The organism is Trichlorobacter thiogenes (assembly GCF_900167465.1).
Lineage (GTDB): Bacteria > Desulfobacterota > Desulfuromonadia > Geobacterales > Pseudopelobacteraceae > Trichlorobacter > Trichlorobacter thiogenes.
Genome location: NZ_FUWR01000007.1, coordinates 14,261 through 36,020, shown reverse-complemented (window position 1 = coordinate 36,020; position 21,760 = coordinate 14,261). Strand labels below are relative to the sequence as shown.

General features: G+C 55.7%; 21 protein-coding genes. 18 read left to right on the top strand and 3 right to left on the bottom strand.

Going from position 1 to position 21,760, the window contains the following annotated elements:
- Positions 1 to 14: 14 nt before the first annotated feature.
- From B5D39_RS16945 to B5D39_RS07660, 4 genes are all read left to right on the top strand, one after another.
- Positions 15 to 2,471: a methyl-accepting chemotaxis protein gene (locus B5D39_RS16945; RefSeq protein ID WP_078789879.1), complete on the top strand. Its 2,457-nt coding sequence runs from the start codon at positions 15 to 17 to the stop codon at positions 2,469 to 2,471.
- 310 nt (positions 2,472 to 2,781) lie between these two features.
- Positions 2,782 to 5,250 (top strand): glycogen/starch/alpha-glucan phosphorylase, encoded by a 2,469-nt coding sequence (locus B5D39_RS07670; RefSeq protein ID WP_078789878.1) that lies wholly within the window; start codon positions 2,782 to 2,784, stop codon positions 5,248 to 5,250.
- A complete protein-coding gene (locus B5D39_RS07665; protein ID WP_078789877.1) occupies positions 5,250 to 6,557 on the top strand; it encodes a replication-associated recombination protein A in 1,308 nt (435 codons plus the stop codon). Before B5D39_RS07670 ends, B5D39_RS07665 begins: the two co-directional genes overlap by 1 nt.
- A gap of 26 nt (positions 6,558 to 6,583) precedes the next feature.
- Entirely contained in the window at positions 6,584 to 6,823 is a 240-nt protein-coding gene (locus B5D39_RS07660; protein WP_078789876.1) for a hypothetical protein, read from the top strand.
- A gap of 19 nt (positions 6,824 to 6,842) precedes the next feature.
- Here B5D39_RS07660 and B5D39_RS07655 read toward each other — a convergent pair whose 3' ends face one another.
- Together B5D39_RS07655 and B5D39_RS07650 are read right to left on the bottom strand one after the other, a co-directional pair.
- Positions 6,843 to 7,100 (bottom strand): type II toxin-antitoxin system RelE family toxin, encoded by a 258-nt coding sequence (locus B5D39_RS07655; RefSeq protein WP_078789875.1) that lies wholly within the window; start codon positions 7,098 to 7,100, stop codon positions 6,843 to 6,845.
- Complete coding sequence (locus B5D39_RS07650) at positions 7,087 to 7,320, bottom strand: CopG family transcriptional regulator (RefSeq protein ID WP_078789874.1); 234 nt, start codon at positions 7,318 to 7,320, stop codon at positions 7,087 to 7,089. The genes B5D39_RS07655 and B5D39_RS07650 overlap by 14 nt, the downstream gene beginning before the upstream one ends.
- A gap of 78 nt (positions 7,321 to 7,398) precedes the next feature.
- Between B5D39_RS07650 and B5D39_RS07645 the strand changes: the two genes are divergently transcribed.
- The 4 genes from B5D39_RS07645 (at position 7,399) to B5D39_RS07630 (ending at position 9,889) form a co-directional block, all read left to right on the top strand.
- Positions 7,399 to 8,493 carry a 6-phosphofructokinase gene (locus B5D39_RS07645; protein ID WP_078789873.1) on the top strand — a complete coding sequence of 365 codons (1,095 nt, stop codon included), beginning with the start codon at positions 7,399 to 7,401 and terminating at the stop codon, positions 8,491 to 8,493.
- 165 nt (positions 8,494 to 8,658) lie between these two features.
- Complete coding sequence (locus B5D39_RS07640; RefSeq protein ID WP_078789872.1) at positions 8,659 to 9,156, top strand: hypothetical protein; 498 nt, start codon at positions 8,659 to 8,661, stop codon at positions 9,154 to 9,156.
- 123 nt (positions 9,157 to 9,279) lie between these two features.
- Positions 9,280 to 9,612, top strand: coding sequence for a type II toxin-antitoxin system RelE/ParE family toxin (locus B5D39_RS07635; protein ID WP_078789871.1), 333 nt, complete (start codon positions 9,280 to 9,282; stop codon positions 9,610 to 9,612).
- Complete coding sequence (locus tag B5D39_RS07630) at positions 9,599 to 9,889, top strand: helix-turn-helix domain-containing protein (protein ID WP_078789870.1); 291 nt, start codon at positions 9,599 to 9,601, stop codon at positions 9,887 to 9,889. The genes B5D39_RS07635 and B5D39_RS07630 overlap by 14 nt, the downstream gene beginning before the upstream one ends.
- A 62-nt stretch (positions 9,890 to 9,951) precedes the next feature.
- On the opposite strand, the gene B5D39_RS16940 is transcribed toward B5D39_RS07630, so the two are convergent.
- A complete protein-coding gene (locus B5D39_RS16940) occupies positions 9,952 to 10,107 on the bottom strand; it encodes a hypothetical protein (protein WP_153304308.1) in 156 nt (51 codons plus the stop codon).
- A 117-nt stretch (positions 10,108 to 10,224) separates the two neighbouring features.
- Between B5D39_RS16940 and pfkA the strand changes: the two genes are divergently transcribed.
- The 10 genes from pfkA to B5D39_RS07575 all read left to right on the top strand — a co-directional run bounded on the left by pfkA (position 10,225) and on the right by B5D39_RS07575 (position 21,759).
- Positions 10,225 to 11,187: a 6-phosphofructokinase gene (pfkA, locus tag B5D39_RS07620; protein WP_078789869.1), complete on the top strand. Its 963-nt coding sequence runs from the start codon at positions 10,225 to 10,227 to the stop codon at positions 11,185 to 11,187.
- A gap of 4 nt (positions 11,188 to 11,191) precedes the next feature.
- Entirely contained in the window at positions 11,192 to 12,265 is a 1,074-nt protein-coding gene (gene corA / locus B5D39_RS07615) for a magnesium/cobalt transporter CorA (RefSeq protein WP_078790001.1), read from the top strand.
- A gap of 11 nt (positions 12,266 to 12,276) precedes the next feature.
- Positions 12,277 to 13,686, top strand: coding sequence for a tRNA lysidine(34) synthetase TilS (gene tilS / locus B5D39_RS07610; protein WP_139366714.1), 1,410 nt, complete (start codon positions 12,277 to 12,279; stop codon positions 13,684 to 13,686).
- A gap of 116 nt (positions 13,687 to 13,802) precedes the next feature.
- Positions 13,803 to 15,698, top strand: a complete 1,896-nt coding sequence (ftsH, locus tag B5D39_RS07605; protein WP_078789867.1) for an ATP-dependent zinc metalloprotease FtsH — start codon at positions 13,803 to 13,805, stop codon at positions 15,696 to 15,698.
- Complete coding sequence (gene folP, locus B5D39_RS17215) at positions 15,695 to 16,936, top strand: dihydropteroate synthase (RefSeq protein ID WP_078789866.1); 1,242 nt, start codon at positions 15,695 to 15,697, stop codon at positions 16,934 to 16,936. The genes ftsH and folP overlap by 4 nt, the downstream gene beginning before the upstream one ends.
- 24 nt (positions 16,937 to 16,960) lie before the next feature.
- On the top strand, positions 16,961 to 17,707 hold the full coding sequence (gene cdaA, locus B5D39_RS07595) for a diadenylate cyclase CdaA (RefSeq protein WP_078789865.1): 747 nt from the start codon (positions 16,961 to 16,963) through the stop codon (positions 17,705 to 17,707).
- A 24-nt stretch (positions 17,708 to 17,731) separates the two neighbouring features.
- The gene (gene glmM / locus B5D39_RS07590; protein ID WP_078789864.1) at positions 17,732 to 19,090 is read left to right on the top strand and encodes a phosphoglucosamine mutase; all 1,359 of its coding nucleotides are present in this window, start codon (positions 17,732 to 17,734) and stop codon (positions 19,088 to 19,090) included.
- Position 19,091: 1 nt separating this feature from the next.
- Positions 19,092 to 19,811 (top strand): pyridoxine 5'-phosphate synthase, encoded by a 720-nt coding sequence (locus tag B5D39_RS07585; RefSeq protein WP_078789863.1) that lies wholly within the window; start codon positions 19,092 to 19,094, stop codon positions 19,809 to 19,811.
- Positions 19,808 to 20,188 (top strand): holo-[acyl-carrier-protein] synthase, encoded by a 381-nt coding sequence (locus B5D39_RS07580; protein ID WP_078789862.1) that lies wholly within the window; start codon positions 19,808 to 19,810, stop codon positions 20,186 to 20,188. The genes B5D39_RS07585 and B5D39_RS07580 overlap by 4 nt, the downstream gene beginning before the upstream one ends.
- A complete protein-coding gene (locus B5D39_RS07575; protein ID WP_078789861.1) occupies positions 20,185 to 21,759 on the top strand; it encodes an NAD(P)H-hydrate dehydratase in 1,575 nt (524 codons plus the stop codon). The genes B5D39_RS07580 and B5D39_RS07575 overlap by 4 nt, the downstream gene beginning before the upstream one ends.
- Position 21,760 lies beyond the last annotated feature (1 nt).

The window sequence follows — 21,760 nt, the reverse complement described above, 5'->3', positions numbered from 1 at the left end:
GGGTATCTCACGTTATGACCATAAAAACCAAACTTACCCTTAATATTGTCATTGTGCTGGGCATCGTGGCGACTGTAGTGGTGACCAGTATTTTCGGGATGCGCTTTATCAGCGGCAAACTCTCCTACCTGACCCAGAAAAGCACTCCGTACCAGATGCGTACCCTGGAGTTCCAGCGTGAGATTCAGGGGGCCACCGCCACCCTGTTCAAGATAAACGCCGCAGCCACTCCCCAGGAACTGCAGAGTTTCAAGACAGAGGCGGGAAAGGCGCTGTCTGATGTCAAGGCAGCCCAGGAACAGCTGGAAAGCCTGACAGCAAGTGGCGCCAAGCTGGATACCCACGAATCATTACGCACAGTTGCGTCTGAACTGTTTGAAATATCAGACGGCAAACTGAAGGCACAGGATGATGCTGCCAAGGCCTCTATTGATCTGAACAAACGGATGGCTGAGGCAACCGCAAAACTGCGCCAGTTGGACAGTAAGATCCGGGCACTGCAGGGCAATCGTACAGGGGCATTCAGCAACGCCCTGGATGAGTCAGGCAAGATCTCCAGCCGTCTGCGTGGTGTAGAGGCAGCACGTCTGCAGCTGAAAGACCTGCAACTGGCCTTTTACGAGGTACAGAATGCCCAGAAGCGGCCAACCCTGCTGATTGCCCGGGGCAAGGTCAATGCTGCAATCAACAAGCTGAGTCAGAATGAGCATCTCAAAAACTCAAAGAATTCTGCGACTGAAATCAAACTGTTGGCAGAGCGTCTGGATGAGCTGCAAAAGCTGCAGGGCACCTGGCTGACCCAAAAGGATGACGCCACCAAAGGCAAAGTTGATACAGCCAGCCGAGAGATCAGCGAAAAGCTGAGCGCCCTCTTCCTTTCTATTGAACAGGATGCCATCCTGGCTGGAGAAAAGTACACGGCGGAGGCTGCCCGCCAGGGCACTATGTTTGGCCAATCCAATCAGGCCAACAGCATTCTGATCGCCAACTCGGAACTGATGAGCCAGGGTCTGGCCATTGAGGCCGGCTCAGCCAGACTGTTCACCCTGAAATCCATTCAGGAGATTGATGCGGCAACACCGGCCATCCGGGCAGAGTTTGCCAAATCATCCAAGTCAGTTGCGCAGCTGGAAAAAGACCTGATCAAACTGGGGGTTAAGGGAGAACTGCAGATGCTGCGCAGTGCAGCTGGCGCGCTGACCGGCATCCAGGGGATGCTGTTGAGTGAAAGCGGTATTGTAGCCACCCTGAAGAAACGGTTCGAGATGGAACAGAAGGCGGTCCAGTCAGCATTGAAGCTGCGTGAGATCGTCATCAAGCAGGCAGAAAAAGGCAAGGAGTCGGTTTCAACGGCCCGCGGCGAGCAGGAAAAGGCGATCGCCTCGGTCAACAAGATCGTCAAGACCAGCATTACCCTGCTGGTGATCATCAGTATTGCTGCTGCAGTTGCCGGTATCGTAATTGGTGCCTGGGTCTTTAAATCCGTATCAGCACCGCTGGCCCAGCTGATCACGGTTTCCGACCATGTTGCCGGAGGTGATCTGAAAGAGGTGCAACTGCGCTCCACCAAGGATGAGTTTGGCAAGGTGCTGTCATCCATGGGGACCATGGTTACCAACCTGCGGGAGATGGCAGGCAAGATCTCCCGGTCAACCGCAACGGTTGCCAACAGCGCTGATGAGCTGGCCAACACCGCCGGAGAGCTTGAAAACGACTCCACCAGCCAGACCACGCAGATCGAACAATCGGTCACTGCCATGACCGAAATGGTGCAGACCATTCAGGATGTTTCCCAGAATGCACTGGCCACCTCTGATGCAGCAGGCAGAATGAAAAACCTGGCCACAGAAGGCAAACAATCCCTTGACCTTACCTCCCGTGAGCTGGGTGACTTTGCTGAAATTGTCAAACAGTCGGTTGCCCGGGTTGAAGCACTGGGAGAACGATCTGCCGCCATCAACGAGATCGTCAACATGATCAAGGATATCGCTGATCAGACCAACCTGCTGGCGCTGAATGCAGCCATTGAAGCAGCCAGAGCGGGTGACAGCGGACGTGGTTTTGCCGTGGTTGCCGACAGTGTCCGCCAGTTATCCCAGCGCACCACAGAATCTGCCGATGAAATCGCTGCCACGGTTAAAGGGATGCAGGTTGAAGTAGCCTCATCCATAACCAGCATGCAGCATGAGCGGGAGGCGATTGACAAGATCGTGGCTGCCGTTGACAGCACCCAGATCGCCATGGATCAGATTGTGGGCAACGTGGAGCAGGTCTTTGAAATGGTGCAGACCATTGCCACAGCCACCGAACAACAGTCAGCCACAGCCGAGGATGTCAACCGCTCCATGCTTGCCATCCATCAGATCACCGGCAAGCTCTCAAGCTCGATTGAGCAGATCAAGCAGACCTCTGAGGCCTTTGATCAGCTGGCCCATGAACTGCAGCAGATGGTGGGCTGGTTTAAACTGTAGGCAGGGTTTTAATCCCGAAAACGGCATTACTCACGCGGAGTCGCGAAGCTCGCGGAGAAAATCCAATAATTTCATAGGAACAAGGGACAACCCTACTAATGAAATGAAACGATATGATGCCGTAATAGCCTGTTTTCTTTCTTCGCGTCTCCGCTTCTCCGCGTGAACTGATTTTTATGGATTAATCAAGCAGAGTACAAAACCAGAGGGGGACCAATCAGGTCCCCCTTCTTTTTTCACTGCCCGCCTTGAACAATCAATGGTTGGGCGGTATACTTCTGCATTCATATTCCAAGACAACGAGGGCACCATGGACCAGGTAGCACAACCAACCGTCAAGGATCTGCAAAAGTCATTTATCTACCATCTGCAGCATACCCTGGTTAAAGACAAGTACTCGGCCACCAAGGCTGATATGTACCTGGCCCTGGCCTATGCCGTGCGTGACCTGCTGGCCACCCGCTGGATAGACACCCAGCAATCCTACTACATCAATGATTCCAAGCGGGTCTACTACATTTCAATGGAGTTCCTGATGGGGCGCACCCTGGGCAATGCCCTGATCAACCTGGGGGTGATGGAGGAATGGGATATGGCCCTGAAGGAGTTGGGGCTGAATATCGAAGACCTGCAGGAAGTGGAGTGGGATGCCGGCCTGGGTAACGGTGGTCTTGGGCGCCTTGCCGCCTGTTTCCTTGATTCAATGGCCTCCATGCAACTGCCGGCCTACGGCTACGGCATCCGCTATGAATACGGCATGTTCTACCAGAAAATTGAAGATGGCGGCCAGCATGAGGTGCCGGACAACTGGCTGCGCTACCAGAACCCCTGGGAATTTGACCGTCAGGAGCACCTGCACCCGATCCGCTTTGAAGGCCGGGTGGTGGAATTTACCGACCGGGACGGCTCCAAGCGCTGTTCCTGGGTGGACTACTATGAGGTCATGGCCCTGGCCTATGACTTCCCGGTACCGGGTTATAAAAACAACACCGTCAACACCATGCGACTCTGGAGCGCCAAGGCCAGCCGGGATTTTGACCTGAACTTCTTCAACCAGGGCAACTACATCGGCTCGGTTGAATCCAAGATGAAGACCGAGAACATCTCCAAGGTACTCTACCCTGCCGACCATATGCTGGAGGGCAAGGAACTGCGTCTACGGCAGGAATATTTCCTGGCCTCCGCTACGGTGCAGGACATCCTCTACCGCTTTGCCAAAAAGCATGACAACCTGGCAGAACTGCCGGATCAGGTGGCGATCCAGTTGAATGACACCCATCCGGTGCTGGCCATCCCGGAGCTGATGCGGATCCTGATTGACGAACGCAAACTGACCTGGGAGGCAGCCTGGGAGATCACCACCAAGACCTTTGCCTACACCAACCACACCATCCTGCAAGAGGCGCTGGAAAAATGGCCGTTGCCGATGATTGGTCGCCTGCTGCCGCGCCATCTGCTGATTATCTTTGAGATCAACCGCCGCTTCCTGGAAGAGGTGGAACGCCGTTTCCCCGGCGATACCGCCCGGTTGCAGCGGATGTCGATCATTGATGACAGTGGCGAAAAGCAGGTGCGGATGGCCTATCTTGCCATTGTTGCCAGCCATTCAGTCAATGGCGTTTCTGCCCTGCACAGTGAAATTCTGAAGGATGACCTGTTCCACGACTTCTATGAAGTCTGGCCGGAGCGTTTCAACAACAAGACCAACGGCATCACCCAGCGTCGCTGGTTACGCCACTGCAACCCGCACCTGTCAGACCTGATCAGCGAGGCGATCGGCGACAAATGGACCACTGATCTGGATCAACTGCAGAACCTGAAGCCGTTGGCTGAAGACAGTGAATTCCGCAGACGCTGGATGGATATTAAACGGATGAACAAGCAGAAACTGGCAGAGCATATCTACCAGCGCAACTGCATACAGGTCTCGCCGGATTCGCTGTTTGATTGCCAGACCAAGCGGATCCACGAATACAAGCGCCAACTGCTGAACATCCTGCAGGTAGTTGCCCGTTACAACCGGCTCAAGGAATACCCCGGCCTGGAACTGCCACCCCGCACCGTGATCTTTGGCGGCAAGGCAGCCCCTTCCTACGCCACAGCAAAACTGATCATCAAACTGATCAACTCAGTCGGTAACGTAATCAACAATGACCCGGCGGTGAATCAACAGCTGAAGGTGGTCTTTCTGGCCAACTACAGTGTTTCACTGGCAGAAAAGATCTTCCCGGCTGCAGACCTTTCTGAACAGATCTCCACCGCCGGTACCGAGGCCTCCGGCACCGGCAACATGAAGTATGCCTTAAACGGCGCCCTGACCATCGGCACCCTGGATGGCGCCAATATCGAGATCATGGAAGAGGTGGGCAAAGAAAACATCTTCATCTTTGGTCTGACCACCCCGCAGGCAGTGGGGCTGCGCTCATCCGGCTATCGCCCGCAGGATTACTACTACCAGCTGCCGGAACTGAAGACCGTACTGGACCAGATTTCATCCGGCATGTTCTCCCCCGGCAACCAGGGACTGTTCCGTCCCCTGGTGGACAACCTGCTGAACAGCGACTACTACCTGCTGCTGGCTGATTTTGACAGCTACATGGATGCCCAGGCAGATGTGGATCGGCTCTACATGATACCGGATGAATGGGCCAGAAAATCAATCCTGAACACCGCCAGCATGGGCAAATTCTCCAGTGACCGCACCATTGGCGAGTATGCCCGCGACATCTGGGGCATTAAACCGCAACCGGTAGAACTCAAAGGAATCCGCCACTGGTAATGAACAATCAATCCGCTCTTTTTGATCAGTCACTGACGCCACCGCTGGCAGAACGGATGCGTCCCCGCAGCCTGGCAGAATTCTGCGGTCAGGAACATCTGCTTGGTCCAGGCAAATCCCTGCGCACCATGATTGAGGCAGACCGGTTGCCCTCCATGATCTTCTGGGGGCCGCCGGGCTGCGGCAAGACCACCCTGGCCCATATCATTGCCCATGAAACCAGCTCACGCTTTGTCTTCTTCTCCGCCATCATGGCCGGGGTCAAGGAGATCCGCGAAATCTTTAAGGATGCCGAGACCCACGCCAGCAGCGGCACCCGCACTATCCTGTTTGTGGATGAGATCCACCGCTTCAACAAGGCCCAGCAGGACGCCTTTCTGCCCGCCGTGGAAAAAGGGTTGGTCACCATCATCGGCGCCACCACAGAAAACCCCTCCTTTGAAGTCATCGCCCCCCTGCTCTCCCGCTGCCGGGTCCTGCGCCTGAAGCAACTTGAGGCAGACGAGCTTGCCGCACTGCTCCGCAAGACACTGCAGGACACTGACAAGGGCCTGGGAAGCCTGCAGCTTGCCATTGCAGACGATGCCCTTGCCTTTCTGGCTGAAGCAGCCCAGGGTGATGGCCGCAAGGCCTTGAACACCCTTGAAGTGGCAGCAGGGTTGACGCTGGATAGCGTGATCACCCTTGAGGTCGCCCAGGAGGCGATGCAACAGAAGGCGTTGCTGTATGACAAGGGTGGCGAAGAACATTACAACGTCATCTCCGCCTTTATCAAATCCATGCGGGGCAGCGATCCCGATGCGGCCCTCTACTGGCTGGCCCGGATGCTGGAGGCAGGGGAAGACCCGCTCTTTATCCTGCGCCGGATGATCATCCTGGCCTCTGAAGATATCGGCAACGCCGACCCCCGCGCCCTGCAGATGGCGGTCTCAGCCCTGCAGGCCTTTCAGATGGTGGGGATGCCGGAAGGCCGGATTATCCTGGGTCAGGCGGTCACCTACCTGGCCACCGCCCCCAAATCCAACGCCTCATACATGGGGATCAACGAAGCCTTGTCAGAAGTCAGAAAATCCGGCGCACTGGAGGTGCCGCTGCATATCCGCAACGCCCCCACCAAGCTGATGAAAGAGATGGGCTACCACGGGGGCTACCAGTATGCCCATGACTTTAGCAGCGGCTATGTACAGCAGGAATACCTGCCGGAAAGGCTGCAGGGCCGGAAGTTCTATGCCCCCAAAGGGCACGGCTATGAAAAGAATATTCTGGAGCGGATGGAGTGGATGAAGAAGATGGGAAAGAAAGAATAAACTCAGACGAACACAAGGAGGCCATTATGAGTGTCCGAAATATGCAGAGTAATCCACATATCTGGGAGCAGTTAGGCTGGGAGGACATGAGTGCCACAGAGCAGCAACTGTGGAGCGCACTGGGGTGGGATCAGGATCGTTGGGATGACAACAACGCACCGGCAAGCTCTGACAAGGAATGGAGCGACCTGAACCAGCAGGAGCAGTATGCTGCCCGTGGTCTTGGCTTTAGTGAGGCCCTTTGGAACGGTACTGAGGATCAATAATCCCCATACAGACCTGGCATTACCGATACACCTCTTTGCGGTGGCCGACTTTGACCACCCACACGGTCAACTCGGTATCCTGAACAGAGTATACGATACGGTAGTTCCCCTGACGGATTCGATAACGATCCTGCCCGACCAGCTTTTCAGAACCGGCAGGGTGAGGATTCTCTGAAAGTGCGGAAATGCGTTCCATAATCCGCTTCAGGTCATGGTTTGCAATACCAGACAAGTCTTTCCGAACCGACTCTTTGAAAAAGATACTATAGACGGCCATCAGCCTTGAGTTCTTTCAGAATGGTTTCATAACTGACCAACGGTTCATGCACACGCTCGGCAAAGGCTGCCAGATCATCTGCATCTTCAGCCAATGACTGGCGTACAGCCTCGTTCACCAGATCTGAAAGACTTCGTGATGTTTCAAATGATTTATGACGTAAGGCCTGATGCATTGCAGGATCAAAATACACCGTAGCTCGTTTAACAGCAGTATTCATAATCAATTACCTCCATGTGAATTTTAACGTTACGACACCACAACGTCAACCAATTAAAACCTACGTAAGGAGTCACCCATGTCAAAACGGATGAAAATCTGCATCAATACCGGCGGCGGCGATGCGCCCGGCCTGAACGCGGTGATCGAAGCGGTTACCATGGCCGCCTACAACCGCCAATGGGAAGTGTACGGCATTAAATCCGGCTATACCGGCCTGCTTAATACCGACGAAATCATCCGCCTGACACCTGAAAAAGTGGACGGTATCGCCAGCATTGGCGGTACGATTCTGGGTACCACCAACAAGGGCAACCCTTTTTCCATGCCGGTCTGCAACGCTGTCGGCGAATGCGAGTTGCGCGATGTCTCCGACAGAGTCATGGACAATTTCAAGCGGTTGCGTTTTGATGCCCTGGTGGCGGTGGGTGGTGATGGCAGCCTGGAGATTGCCCACCAATTTGCAGAAAAAGGGATGCCGGTGGTGGGGGTTCCCAAGACCATTGACAATGACATGGGTGGTACTGTCATCACCTTTGGTTTTGATACGGCGGTAAGCATTGCCACCGAGGCGATTGATCGCCTGCACTCAACCGCCAAATCCCACGACCGGGTCATGGTGGTGGAGGTGATGGGCCGCAATGCCGGTTTCATCGCCTTAAATAGCGGCATCTCCGGCAATGCCGATGTGATTTTGATTCCTGAAATCCCCTTTGATATTGAAAAGGTCTGCGACAAGCTGATGGAAAATGAGTTAAACGGCCGCAAGTATGCCATTGTCGTGGTGGCTGAAGGAGCCGTGCCCAAAGATGGCGAAGCGATCAGCAAAGGAGAAGGTGAGGCCGGACGCCAGCATGTGGTGCTGGGCGGCATTGCTGACTATGTGGCAAAAGAGATCAGCAAGCGCACCGGCAAGGATTCCCGCTCCATGGTGCTGGGCCACCTGCAGCGGGGCGGCTCCCCCACCACCTTTGACCGGCTACTTTCACTGCGCTTTGGTGCAGCAGCAGTGCGGGCCATTGAAGCGGGCAAATTTGATCATATGGTTGCGCTCAAATCACCGGATATCGCCCTGGTTCCGCTGGCCGAGGCATTGGGCATAGAAAAACGGGTCAGGACAGATGGTGACACTATCCTTACCGCACGGGATATCGGGATCTGCTTCGGGGATTGATCAACCACCCTCTTTGGAGGGATGAGCGGTTCACGTGCGTGCGCGCGTGAACCGCTCAATAGTAAGTTATCCAAATCGAGAAAAGATGAAATGAACCAAGATACCACCAGCGACAATTCCTAAAATTGCGCCTACGTGATCGCTCGTTGACCAAGAGGAAGAGCTATGCCTGACATTCACCCCGCTATCTATACGTTGCTCGGAACAGCCATTGGAGGTCTTATCGGCTACCTCAACGCCGTAAAGGTTTCCGACCGAAAAGAAATGCAGAAAGCGGCTATCGATTTTCATGAGGCTTTTCTTGACGCTTTGATGAGTCTCGACCAAAGGTACTACTGCCGAGAAAACCCCGACCCCGACGAAAATAGAATCGGAAAAGTATACTACATTCTCAACAGAACATTCCCTCAGCAGATTAAGGCTATGCTGCGCTTTCGCCTGTACCTCCCCGCCGACAAAAGAGAAAAATTTGATGAAGCATGGAAAGAGTATTGCCGCTATGACGTAGATGGTGAGCCGGAATATCCGTTTCTTGAAAAATACTTTGAAAACAGATGGGAAGGACGAGACACCAGAGAATATGCCCTTGAGAATATCAGCAGGCTTCTGAACTTTGTAGAAACTGTGCATAAGTCACCTTTTGAAACCGAAATGAATGGATAACCAGCCGGTTGCACACCGCCACGCCCGGAAAGGCTGGGCGAAGCGGGTGAACCGGGCGCCCCGTCAGACCTTACAACAAACTATCCGTAGACCATTCATAGCAAATATGCTATCATCCTCAACATGAACTGGACAATCACCTACTACAGCGACTCAGTGCAGGCAGAAATACTTGCACTTCCATCAGGCTTTCTTGCTCGCTACCTCCGCTATTCAGACAGAATGGAGGTATACGGAGCAGACTTGGGCATGCCTCATACTCGTGCAATGGGTGACGGCCTATTTGAACTGCGCCTAAAATCATCAGAAGGTATTGCAAGGGTTTTCTATTGTACCGTAGTGGGCAATAAAATCGTTATGTTGCACCAGTTTACAAAGAAAACAGACAAGACTCCTGCCAGAGAGCTTTCTACAGCCAAGCGCAGGATGAAGGAGATAAAAAATGCTAACCCATAAAGAACTTAAAGCAAAAGCCCTCAATCGTGCAGACGTGAAAACTAAATATGACAGCCTTGATGAGGAGTTCGCTATTCTTGACGAATTCCTCAAAGCTAGAGCCGCCGCAGGCATGTCTCAAACAGAGGTTGCTAAACGTATCGGCACTACGCAGTCAGCCATTGCACGCCTTGAATCATTCAACAGCAAACATTCTCCTTCGCTTTCTACGCTGCGCAAATACGCCCATGCCCTAGGCTGCCGTCTTGAATTGAAGTTGGTTCACGAAGCCCACTAACACGGGTCTAACGGCCCAATCAACTTGGACTGGCTGGGGCTGCGCTGAATTTCACCAGTTCCTCAGTCATCAGTTGGCAGGTTGGTCAAGCAGCACCGCTCCGGCATCGCCAGCCGGTTATCTCGTAAACCTTGGAGACGCTGGAAAAAGTAGCTGCCCCGTTTGGCCTGACCATCGGTTTTGTCACAAAACAACGCACCGATGTTCTCAAACCGCATTGATCATTTGCTACGACAATGAAAAATTATCGTGCCCCGCTTGCGTACCATCCATAACCGCGCTATCGTTCATGTCACAAAACAAACAAATAGATGTCATTCATTTGAGGAGGCCCCATGAAACGACTTGCCATTCTGACCAGCGGCGGTGACTGTTCCGGCATGAACGCCACCATCCGTGCGGCTGCCCGCACCGCCATTGCCAATGATGTGGAGATGATCGGCTACCGCAAGGGGTATGCCGGGCTGCTGAAGAACGAGTTTATCGTGCTGGACAGCTTGGCAGTATCAGGCACCCTGCAGCGGGGCGGCACGTTTCTGCAATCAGCCCGTTCTGCCGAGTTCCGCACTGAAGAGGGGCGCAAAAAAGCCCTGGATAACCTGATGAAGGAACGGGTAGAAGGGCTGATTGTGGTGGGTGGAGATGGCTCGCTGTCCGGCGCCCTGGCCTTGGACAAGATGGGCTTTCCAGTAATCGGCATCCCGGCCAGTATTGACAATGACATCGCCTACACCGACATGGCGTTGGGGGTGGATACGGCCCTGAACAACATCATCTATGCGGTGGACTGCATCAAGGACACCGCCTCATCCCATGACCGGGCCTTTATTGTTGAGGTGATGGGTCGCAACTCCGGTTACCTAGCCTCAACCGCTGCCATTGCCACCGGGGCTGAGTTTGCCATTGTGCCAGAGGTGGAGCTGGACCTGACTGAGATGTGCCACCAGCTGCGGCGGCGCTACGAAGAAGGGCGCACCAATGCCCTGATCATCATGGCTGAAGGTGCTGGTCATGCCCAGTCTATTGCTGATGGGATCAAGGATGCAGTGGGGTTTGAAACCCGTGTGACCGTGCTGGGTCACTATCAGCGGGGCGGGGCTCCCTCGGTGTTTGACCGTCTGCTGGGCAGCCGCTTTGGCAGAAAATCAGTTGAGCTGCTGCTGTCCGGCACCAAAGGGGTGATGGTGGGCCTGTCAGCCAACTCTTTGACCACGACCCTATTGGAGATGGTGGTAAAAGGCGGCCAGAAAAAGCTGAATGAAGATCTGCTGCGTATGGCAGATATTCTGGGAATTTAAGACCATGAAACGGCCCAAAAGACTGTTCAGAACCCGTGCCTCCAAGGAAGGTCTACCCCCTGGCAGCCTGATCCACATTGGTGAAGCACCGGCAGATGCGGTCAGCATCTCGGTCTTTTCCTATAACGAACAGGGGCTGCAGGAGACCTGTTCAGAAACCCTTGACCTCAGCCTTATCTCACCCAAACCATCAGGCGTGGTCTGGGTGGATGTGGAAGGGATACATCAGGTTGAAACCATCCGCAGCCTGGGTGAGGCCTACAACCTGCATCCCCTGGTGCTGGAAGATATCGTCAGTACACTCCAGCGCCCCAAGGTTGAGGATTATGATGACTACCTGTTTGTGGTGGTCAAGATGCTATTGCCCCTGCCGGATGGCGATTTTGCGGCTGAACAGTTGAGTCTGATTCTGGGCAAGGGGTATGTGCTGACCTTTCAGGAAGGTATTCGGGGCGATGCCTTTGGGTCGGTCCGGGAGCGGATTCGTTCTGCCAAGGGTAAATTTCGTACCCTGGGGGCTGACTACCTGTTGTACACCCTGCTGGATGCGGTGGTTGACCGCTATTTTACCGTGTTGGAAGGGTTTGGAGAGCGGCTGGTCAACATAGAGGAAGAGGTTGCCATGCACCCCCATCCCCGCACCCTGGTGCAGCTGAATGACCTGAAAAAAGAGGTGATCTACCTGCGCAAGTCAACCTGGCCGCTGCGTGAGGTGTTGTCGTTTCTGGAACGGGACGATACCGACCTGATCTGTGATGCCACCCGTCTGTTCCTGCGGGATGTCCATGACCATGCGGTGCAGACCATTGATACGGTTGAAACCTTCCGGGACCTGCTTTCCGGCATGCTGGATCTCTACCTCTCCAGCCTCAGTAATCGCACCAACGAGATCATGAAGTTCCTGACCATCATCGGCACCATCTTCATCCCGCTGACCTTTGTGGTTGGCCTCTACGGCATGAACTTCAAGTACATGCCGGAGCTTGAGTGGCACTACGGCTACTTTGCCGTACTGGGGTTGATGGCCCTCATGACCGTGGGGATGGTCTTCTACTTCAAGCACAGAAAGTGGCTGTAAACTACCTACCCATGCCTGCAGCAATCCACCAAAAAACACTGGATGCCATTCAACAGTTCAAGCTGTGCCAACCCGGTGATTTCCTGATTGTCGGGGTGTCAGGTGGCGCTGATTCAGTGGCGCTGCTGGATCTGCTGGCAACCCTGCCCGACTTCCCGCTGCACCTGATTGTGGCCCACCTGAACCATTGCCTGCGGGGAGATGAAAGCGATGGCGACCAGCAGTTTGTGCAGCAGTTGGCAGCCCATTATCAGCTGCCCTGCGAGCTGCGCCGCTCTGATGTCAGACAGTTGGCCCAGCAGCAGCGGAGCTCTCTGGAGGAAGCCGGACGTACGGCGCGCTATGCTTTTTTCAATGAGCTGCGGACCAAATACCGTGCCAGTGCCGTAGCGGTCGCCCACCATGTTGATGACCAGGCCGAGACCCTGCTGCTGAGGCTGCTGCGTGGCGCAGGCACCACCGGACTGGCTGCCATGGCGCCAGTCAATCCGGCTGGGATTATCCGGCCACTGCTTGGAATCAGCCGCCAGGAACTACGGAAGCACCTGACAGATCGCCGACTGACCTTCCGGGAGGACAGTAGCAACAGTGATCAGGCCTACCTGCGCAACCGGATCCGCCATGAACTGCTGCCGCTTTTACAGGAGTATAACCCGGCAATTGCCCAGCGGTTATCAGCAACCGCCAGCCTGCTGGGGGAAGACGAGACACTGCTGGCCCACTGCACAGCCACAACCTTTCAACAACTATCCCGCAGCGGCAGCGGCTGGAACGCCCTGTCGCTGTCAGGGCTGAGACAACAGCCTCGCCCACTCAGACAGCGGCTGTACCGCAAGGCCATAGAATCCCTGTTGGGCAACCTGCATCGTTTTGAACTGCGCCACTACCAGCTGCTGGACAACCTGCTGCTGGAAAGCAGCACCGGTGCCAGCCTGAACCTGCCCTGCAGACTGATCGCCATGCTGACCGCTGACCAGCTGCTGTTTGCCCCCCAGGCACTGCTGCAGCCAGCCCCCCCCTGCAGCGGCACCATTGACGGCCCCGGCAGGTATGAGCTTGGCAACGGACTGACCTTGACGATTGAGCAGACCCAACCACCGCTATCATGGCAAGGGCTGAACGGAACAACCAGCTACGTTGACCCGGTTCAGGCACCCTTCCCCTGGCAGGTCCGCCCGATTGCCCCCGGCGACCGCCTGGAACTGCTGGGAAGCAAAGGCAGCCGTTCTCTTCAGGATCTACTGACCGACCTGAAGATCCCCCGTTACCTGCGCCCCTGCCTGCCGCTGATCTGCCAGGACAATCGGCCGCTCTGGCTGGCCGGTATCCGCCGCAGCCGCCATGCCCTGGTCAATCCTGACCAGCAACAGACAATCCGCATCACCCTCTCCGGCCAGGATCAGCTCCCCCTGTTCCCCTGATTCCCCTGGCCTCCAATTCTTAAAAGCCTTGTCGTTGAAGCATAAAGTATGTTAATTTTCCTCAATTTCGCCAGACACTCGAATATACTGCAGTCCCGCTATTGGAGGATTAACTCTTGAACCAGTTCTACAAGAATCTCGCCCTGTGGCTGGTCATCAGCCTGATGATGATCATGCTGTTCAACATGTTCCAGAAACCACGCGTTGTTGAAGACAAACTCAGCTTCAGCGAACTGATGACCCAGATTGATGACAACCGGATCAAATCAGTTGTCCTGCAGGGCAATGACCTGACCGGTAAATATCTGGACAAGGACAACAAGGAAAAGGCGTTCCGCAGCTACAAGCCCACCTTTGATGCTGACCTGACTGAAAAACTGCTGGAAAAGAAGATCACCATCCAGGCCAAGCCGGAAGAGGAACGGGTCTCCTGGTTCTCAATCTTCATCTCCTGGTTCCCGCTGTTGCTGCTGGTTGGCATCTGGATCTTCTTTATGCGCCAGATGCAGATGGGAGGCGGCAAGGCCATGTCCTTTGGTAAGAGCCGCGCCAAGCTACTGACAGAATCCCAAGGTAAAATCACCTTTGAGGATGTGGCTGGCATTGAAGAGGCCAAGGAAGAGCTGGAAGAGATCATCGCCTTTCTGAAAGAGCCCAAGAAGTTTACCGCCCTGGGTGGCAAGATCCCCAAAGGGGTGCTGCTGGTGGGTCCTCCTGGTACCGGCAAGACCCTGCTGGCCCGTGCGGTAGCCGGTGAAGCCGGGGTGCCGTTCTTCTCCATCTCCGGTTCCGACTTTGTGGAGATGTTTGTAGGTGTTGGTGCCAGCCGGGTGCGTGACCTGTTCCTGCAGGGCAAGAAAAACGCACCCTGCATCATCTTTATTGATGAAATTGATGCCGTCGGTCGTCATCGTGGCGCCGGTCTGGGTGGTGGCCATGATGAGCGTGAGCAGACCCTGAACCAGCTGCTGGTAGAGATGGACGGCTTTGAGTCCAACGAAGGGGTGATCCTGATCGCCGCCACCAACCGTCCTGACGTACTTGACCCGGCCCTGCTGCGTCCCGGCCGGTTTGACCGTCAGGTAGTGGTGCCACGCCCGGATGTCAAGGGACGGGAACAAATCCTGACCGTGCATGCCAAGAAGGTGCCGCTGACCCCCGAGGTTGACCTCGGGGTGATTGCCCGTGGCACCCCCGGTTTCTCCGGCGCTGACCTGGCCAACCTGGTCAACGAGGCGGCCCTGCTGGCGGCCCGTAATGACAAGACATCAGTGGATATGCAGGACTTTGATGCTGCCAAGGACAAGGTATTGATGGGTGCCGAGCGCCGCAGCATGGTCATCTCTGACGAAGAGAAGAAAAGCACCGCCTACCATGAGGCCGGTCATACCCTGGTGGCCAAGATGGTGCCGGGCAGCGATCCAGTTCACAAGGTCTCCATCATCCCCCGTGGTCGTGCTCTGGGGGTTACCATGCAGCTGCCGATTGAAGACAAACACAGCTACAACCGTGAATCCCTGCTGGGCCGGATTGCCGTGCTGATGGGCGGCCGTGCTGCAGAAGAACTGATCTTCAAGACCTTTACCACCGGTGCCGGTAACGACATTGAACGTGCCACCGAAATGGCCCGCAAAATGGTCTGTGAATGGGGTATGAGCGATCTGATGGGGCCGGTTTCACTGGGCAAGAAGGATGAGTCAATCTTCCTGGGCCGCGACATGGCCATGCACAAGAACTTCAGCGAAGAGACCGCCATCAAGATTGATGAAGAGATCAAGCGGATTGTGGATGAGAGCTACACCCGTGCCATCACAATCCTGCGGGAGCATGAAGACCACCTGCATCAGCTCTCCATGTGCCTGATTGAGAAGGAAAACCTTAGCGGCGCCGAGGTTGACGATATCATCGCCGGCAACGGCCCGGTCTGCAGCGGTAAAAAGGCCGATACACCGGCAGAGACCGCTACCGAGACCACCGAAGAAGCCCCAAAACCGGTGGATATTCAGGCGTGACCAAAGAGCAGGACCAGGGTGCAATGATACCAGGGCGCGAATATCAGATTCGCGCCCTCTGTCTCATCTCCCCTGCAGCTGCACAGAAAGAGTTGGAACGGATCGGGGTTGATCCGGCTGGAATCAACCACATGCTGCCCAAGCTGGAACAGCATGCCCTGCTGGTACCGCAGGTACGGGCAGCAGCAGCCAACATCCTGAAACAGGAGATGCTCTCCCTGGGGGGGGATGCTGCGGTGGCGCGGGGCACCGTGGCCTGTTCAGTCAGCAGCACTGATGTACTGTTGATCGGCACCCGGAAACAGCTACTGACCCTCTGCAACAAACTGACAGGACAACCTTTTGGCCTTAAAACCCTGGCCTCACAGCTTGCCCTGTTTTTGAAAACTGTTCAGCAGCCACCAACCATCTGGCAGACCTCCAGACGTCAGCTCTCTCTGGAGCGCCCGCTGATCATGGGCATCCTGAATGTCACCCCGGACTCCTTTTCCGATGGCGGTTGCTATTCTACGGTTGAACAGGCTGTTGAGCGGGCCCTGCAACTGGAGGCTGAAGGGGCAGACCTGCTTGATATCGGCGGTGAAAGCACCCGTCCAGGAGCCCCGCTGATTTCAGCAGAAGAAGAGCAAGAACGGGTACTGCCGGTGATTGAGGCACTTGCCAACCGGCTCTCCATCCCGATCTCAATTGACACCTGGAAAAGCAGCGTGGCTGATGCCTGCCTGACAGCAGGGGCAGAGATCATCAACGACATCAGCGGCCTGAACTTTGATCCGGCCCTGGCAGAGGTGATTGCCCGACACCAGGCCGGTCTGGTTGTGATGCATACCAGGGGCACGCCCCAGCAGATGCAACAGGATACCGCTTACACAGACCTGATGGGCGAGGTCACGGCCAGCCTGTTACAGTCAGCTGCATCCGCCCGGTCCGCTGGTATTGCACATGAACAGATTGCCCTGGACCCTGGCATCGGATTTGCCAAGGATCTGCACGGAAACCTGGAACTACTGCGCCGCCTGTCGGAACTGTGCAGCCTGGGGTATCCGCTGCTGGTGGGGACATCACGTAAATCCTTTATCGGTAAAACCCTGCAACGGGAAGCAGCAGCAGACCGCCTGTTCGGTACCGCAGCAACCGTAGCCCATGCCGTAACATCAGGCGCCAGAATTGTACGGGTGCATGATGTGCAGGCCATGAAAGATGTTGCCCTGATGGCCCACGCCATCAACAGCCAGTAAATCCTTCAGTCTCCGAGACGACTCATGAGCTGCCCCATCGACCTGACCGGTATCAGCGACAGCATTATCCTGGCTGCCCTGATCTATCTCTTCTCCCTGCTGATCCGGCGTGACGTTGCCCTGCGCCTGCTGGGGGTGATGGGGATACTGGTGGCTTTTTCCCTGATTGCCCGCCTGAGTCGCTTTGCTCCCCTTATCCGTGTCATTGACGTGATTATCCTCTCCACGCCGGTTGTGCTGGCGATCATCTTCCAGAATGATCTGCGCCGCGCCCTGCTGATGCTGGGCAAACGTCAGCATCAAACCACTGAGCAACCGGCCGATGATGGGGCGGTGGACGAAGTTTTAAGGGCTTTGTCCGATATGGCCAGCCGCCAGATCGGCGCCCTGATTGTGGTGGTCAGACTGCAGCCGATTGAACACCTGATTCAGGTGGGAACCGACATTGATGCCAAGGTAACCAGTGAGCTGCTCAACTCAATCTTTCTGCCCTACTCGCCGATCCACGATGGCGCGGTAATCCTGCACCAGAGCAAGATCACCAGGGCCGGCTGCCTGCTGCCCCTCTCCCACAACCCTGATATTTCCAAGAGCTTTGGCACCCGCCACCGGGCAGCCCTGGGGCTCTCGGAATTATCTGACGCCCTGATACTGGTTGTTTCCGAAGAGACCGGCAAGATCTCGGCGGTCCATGACAGCAAGATTACCTATGATATCGACATGACAGACCTGAAAAAACTATTAAAAAAGGCCATGGCACACCATGGCTGAGGCACCCTAAAGGAGCATATCCCCATGAAAAAACTGTTCGGCACCGACGGCGTTCGCGGCGTTGCCAATATCCACCCCATGACCACCGAAACCGCCATGCAACTGGGGCGGGCCGCTGCCTATATCTTTAAGAGCAACAGCAGACGACGCCACCGGATCGTGATCGGCAAGGACACCCGTCTTTCCGGCTACATGCTGGAAAGTGCCCTGGTGGCAGGGATCTGCTCCATGGGGGTGGATGTGCTGCTGGTGGGACCACTGCCGACCCCAGGGATTGCCAACATCACCAAGTCCATGCGGGCTGATGCCGGTGTGGTGATCTCTGCCTCCCATAACCCGTTTCAGGACAACGGGATCAAGTTCTTCTCTGCAGATGGCTACAAACTGCCGGACGAAATTGAGCTGAAGATGGAAAAGCTACTTGATTCCAAGAAGATCGAGGCGCTACGCCCCACTGCCACAGAAGTAGGCAAGGCGTTCAGGATTGATGATGCTGCCGGGCGTTACATCGTGTTTCTTAAAAACAGTTTCCCTCCTGAGCTGGATCTGACAGGCCTGAAGATTGTGCTGGACTGCGGTAATGGTGCTGCCTACAAGGTTGCACCGGCAGTATTTGAAGAACTGGGGGCCGAGGTTATCCCGCTGGGGGTCAAGCCAAACGGCACCAACATCAACGCCGGTTGCGGGTCACTACACCCGGAGGTGATCAGCGAGGCGGTTAAACAGCACCGGGCTGATATCGGCATTGCCCTGGACGGTGATGCTGACCGGGTAATCGTCTGTGATGAGTTTGGCAATGAGGTCAATGGTGATCAGATCATGGCGATCTGCGCCACCGACATGATCGCCCGCAAACAGCTGAAAAAGAAGACCCTGGTGGCCACGGTCATGAGCAACATGGGCCTGGACATCGCCCTGCGCAAGGTTGGTGGCAAGATCATCAAGACCGCCGTAGGTGATCGCTATGTGGTGGAGGAAATGCGTAAAGGGGGGTATAATCTTGGGGGCGAGCAGTCCGGCCACCTGATCTTTCTGGACAACAACACAACCGGTGACGGGGTACTGGCTGCCCTGCAACTGCTGGCGGTCATGCGCCGTCAGGAAAAACCGCTCTCTGAACTGGCAGAGGTGATGATCCCCCTGCCCCAGGTGCTGGTCAACGTACGGGTCAGGGAACGCCAGGATATTATGACCATCCCCACCGTTGCTGCTGCCATTAAAGGGGTTGAGGAAAAGCTGGGCAACGAAGGCCGGGTTTTGATCCGTTATTCCGGTACTGAGCCACTGCTGCGGATCATGCTGGAAGGTCAGGACAAATACGAAATTACCGGATGGGCCAACGAGATTGCTGATCTGGTCAAGCAACAGATAGGAGAGAAGTAGCATGGCAAAGTTGGGCCTGAATGTTGATCATATCGCCACGGTACGGCAGGCACGGGGCGGCACGGAACCGGACCCGGTCACCGCTGCAGCCATGGGTGAGCTGGCCGGTGCTGAAGGAATCACGATCCACCTGCGGGAAGACCGCCGCCATATCCAGGATCGTGACCTTGAGATCCTGCGCAGGACCGTCAAAACCAAGCTGAACCTTGAAATGGCCGCCACCGATGAGATGGTGGGGATCGCCTGCCGGATCAAGCCGGAACAGTGTACCCTGGTACCGGAAAAACGTCAGGAACTGACCACCGAAGGCGGACTGGATGTGCTTGGCAACCTGGCCGCCATCACCAAGGCAACCACTAGGCTGCACGAGGCAGGGATTGTAGTCAGCCTGTTTGTTGATCCAACCGCAGAACAGATCAGGGCCTCAAAGGAAAGCGGCGCTGATGCGATCGAGATCCACACCGGCCGGTATGCCGAGGCCCGTGATGAACAGTCCCGGCACCATGAGCTGGCTGCGATCCGTGAGGCGATCAGACTGGGTAATGAACTGGGATTAACGGTCCATGCCGGACATGGGCTGAATTACGTCAACATCATCCCCCTGACCAGACTAGCCGGTATTGAAGAGTTTAATATCGGCCACAGCATTATCTCCCGCGCCATGTTGGTGGGCCTTGACCGGGCTGTGCGTGAGATGGTGGCACTGATCCGTCAGCCATGATCCTGGGCATCGGTATAGACACGGTGGAAATCGCACGTTTTCAGCGTTTTCTGAATGAAGGCAACCAGGCCTTGCTGAACCGGCTCTTTGCCCCTGCTGAACAGGAGTACTGCCGCCCCAGGAAACAGGCAGCCTCCTGTCTGGCTGCCCGTTTTGCCGCAAAAGAGGCGTTTGTCAAGGCGATGGGGACCGGCCTGCGTGATGGCATCTGCTGGACCGAGATTGAAGTAATCAATGATCTGTTGGGCAAGCCATCCCTAAAACTGTCTGGTCGCGCCCTTCAGCTGTTTTTGGAACGTGGTACTGCAACAGCACACCTGTCACTGTCCCATGATGGTGGTCATGCGGTTGCTCAGGTTATACTGGAGACGCCATGAAGATCGTTACCGCCCATACCATGCAGGAGCTTGATCGCCGCGCCATTAAAGAATTCGGGATCCCCAGTCGCGACCTGATGGAACAGGCCGGTCGTGGCTGTGCCGATCATATCCTGGCGGCCTATGGCACCCGGAAGAGTAAACGGGTCGTGATTCTCTCCGGCAAAGGTAACAATGGCGGCGACGGTTATGTGATTGCCCGCTACCTGCTGGAAAAAGAGTGGCAGGTGCTGGTCATTGTGCTGGCTGACCGGGACAGCATCAGTGGTGATGCCGAGACCAACCTGGTACGGCTGCCGGAAGAGATCGTAAGTTTTTGTCCCGGCGAAGGGGAGCTGACGGAGAAACATGCCGACGACCTCCAGCAGGCCGACGTGTTGGTGGATGCCCTGCTGGGAACCGGTCTGCGCAGCGACCTGACCGGGGTCTATCTGGAAGCGGTTGAATTGATTAACAGTGCGCCGGGCAAAGTAGTGGCCGTAGATATTCCCACCGGCATTCATGGCACCACCGGCCGGATTCTGGGCCAAACCGTGCATGCCAACATGACCGTTACCTTTGGAGTGGCCAAACTGGGTCATGTACTCTACCCCGCTGCCGAGCATGTGGGCAGACTGGTTATTGTGGATATCGGTATCCCGCCACTACTGATGGACGAAGCGGTTGGCTACGACTTTCTGAATGAAAAACTGATGGCCCCGCTGGTCAAGCGACGTGACCGTCAGGCCCACAAAGGGACCTATGGCCACTGCCTGATTATTGCCGGATCAACCGGCAAGACCGGAGCAGCAGCCCTGGCTGCAAACAGCGCGGTTCGGACCGGCTCCGGACTGGTTACCCTGGCAGTACCGGAAAGCCTCAATCAGATCCTTGAAATGAAGACCACCGAGGCGATGACTTTGCCGCTACCTGATGCCGGTAGTGGACACCTGACCATTCACTCCCTTGTGGCCCTTGAAAAGCATTTATCCGGCAAGGATGCCCTTGCCATCGGCCCTGGCATTGATCGCCGCCCTGCCAGCGTTACTGTGGTGCAGACCCTGATTGAAACCGTATCCATTCCAATGGTCATTGATGCCGACGGCCTGAACGCCCTGGCCGAAGACACCTCGATCCTGCATCGTCGCCGTTCACAAAACATCGTCCTGACCCCCCACCCTGGCGAGATGTCCCGTCTGCTGGGTTCAGCAATCCCTGACGTGGCCGCCATCAGGATCTCGGTTGCCCAGGAATTTGCCCGCACCTACGGGGTCTATGTGGTTCTGAAAGGGGCCCGTACCATTATTGCCGCTCCAAACGGCATGGCTGCCATTAACGGCAGTGGCAACCCCGGCATGGCAAGCGGCGGCATGGGGGATGTACTGACCGGCATCATTGTCTCGTTACTGGGGCAAGGCTACTCAACCTGGAACGCCTGCCGCCTGGGGGTCTTCATCCATGGCCTGGCCGGTGATCTGGTGGCTATGGAACAGGGTGAAATAGGCATGACCGCCACTGACCTCATAAAGCGTATTCCGCTGGCATTAAACCGGCTCCTGAACCTTCCTGCAAACTATCATCAACCCGCTTAAT

What these genes read in the sequence shown, in the direction of transcription:
- B5D39_RS16945 (WP_078789879.1), top strand. Translation starts at nt 15, where the DNA reads ATGACCATAAAAACCAAACTTACCCTTAATATTGTCATTGTGCTGGGC.
- B5D39_RS07670 (WP_078789878.1), top strand. Translation starts at nt 2,782, where the DNA reads ATGGACCAGGTAGCACAACCAACCGTCAAGGATCTGCAAAAGTCATTT.
- B5D39_RS07665 (WP_078789877.1), top strand. Translation starts at nt 5,250, where the DNA reads ATGAACAATCAATCCGCTCTTTTTGATCAGTCACTGACGCCACCGCTG.
- B5D39_RS07660 (WP_078789876.1), top strand. Translation starts at nt 6,584, where the DNA reads ATGAGTGTCCGAAATATGCAGAGTAATCCACATATCTGGGAGCAGTTA.
- B5D39_RS07655 (WP_078789875.1), bottom strand. Translation starts at nt 7,100, where the DNA reads ATGGCCGTCTATAGTATCTTTTTCAAAGAGTCGGTTCGGAAAGACTTG.
- B5D39_RS07650 (WP_078789874.1), bottom strand. Translation starts at nt 7,320, where the DNA reads ATGAATACTGCTGTTAAACGAGCTACGGTGTATTTTGATCCTGCAATG.
- B5D39_RS07645 (WP_078789873.1), top strand. Translation starts at nt 7,399, where the DNA reads ATGTCAAAACGGATGAAAATCTGCATCAATACCGGCGGCGGCGATGCG.
- B5D39_RS07640 (WP_078789872.1), top strand. Translation starts at nt 8,659, where the DNA reads ATGCCTGACATTCACCCCGCTATCTATACGTTGCTCGGAACAGCCATT.
- B5D39_RS07635 (WP_078789871.1), top strand. Translation starts at nt 9,280, where the DNA reads ATGAACTGGACAATCACCTACTACAGCGACTCAGTGCAGGCAGAAATA.
- B5D39_RS07630 (WP_078789870.1), top strand. Translation starts at nt 9,599, where the DNA reads ATGCTAACCCATAAAGAACTTAAAGCAAAAGCCCTCAATCGTGCAGAC.
- B5D39_RS16940 (WP_153304308.1), bottom strand. Translation starts at nt 10,107, where the DNA reads ATGCGGTTTGAGAACATCGGTGCGTTGTTTTGTGACAAAACCGATGGT.
- pfkA (WP_078789869.1), top strand. Translation starts at nt 10,225, where the DNA reads ATGAAACGACTTGCCATTCTGACCAGCGGCGGTGACTGTTCCGGCATG.
- corA (WP_078790001.1), top strand. Translation starts at nt 11,192, where the DNA reads ATGAAACGGCCCAAAAGACTGTTCAGAACCCGTGCCTCCAAGGAAGGT.
- tilS (WP_139366714.1), top strand. Translation starts at nt 12,277, where the DNA reads ATGCCTGCAGCAATCCACCAAAAAACACTGGATGCCATTCAACAGTTC.
- cdaA (WP_078789865.1), top strand. Translation starts at nt 16,961, where the DNA reads ATGAGCTGCCCCATCGACCTGACCGGTATCAGCGACAGCATTATCCTG.
- glmM (WP_078789864.1), top strand. Translation starts at nt 17,732, where the DNA reads ATGAAAAAACTGTTCGGCACCGACGGCGTTCGCGGCGTTGCCAATATC.
- B5D39_RS07585 (WP_078789863.1), top strand. Translation starts at nt 19,092, where the DNA reads ATGGCAAAGTTGGGCCTGAATGTTGATCATATCGCCACGGTACGGCAG.
- B5D39_RS07580 (WP_078789862.1), top strand. Translation starts at nt 19,808, where the DNA reads ATGATCCTGGGCATCGGTATAGACACGGTGGAAATCGCACGTTTTCAG.
- B5D39_RS07575 (WP_078789861.1), top strand. Translation starts at nt 20,185, where the DNA reads ATGAAGATCGTTACCGCCCATACCATGCAGGAGCTTGATCGCCGCGCC.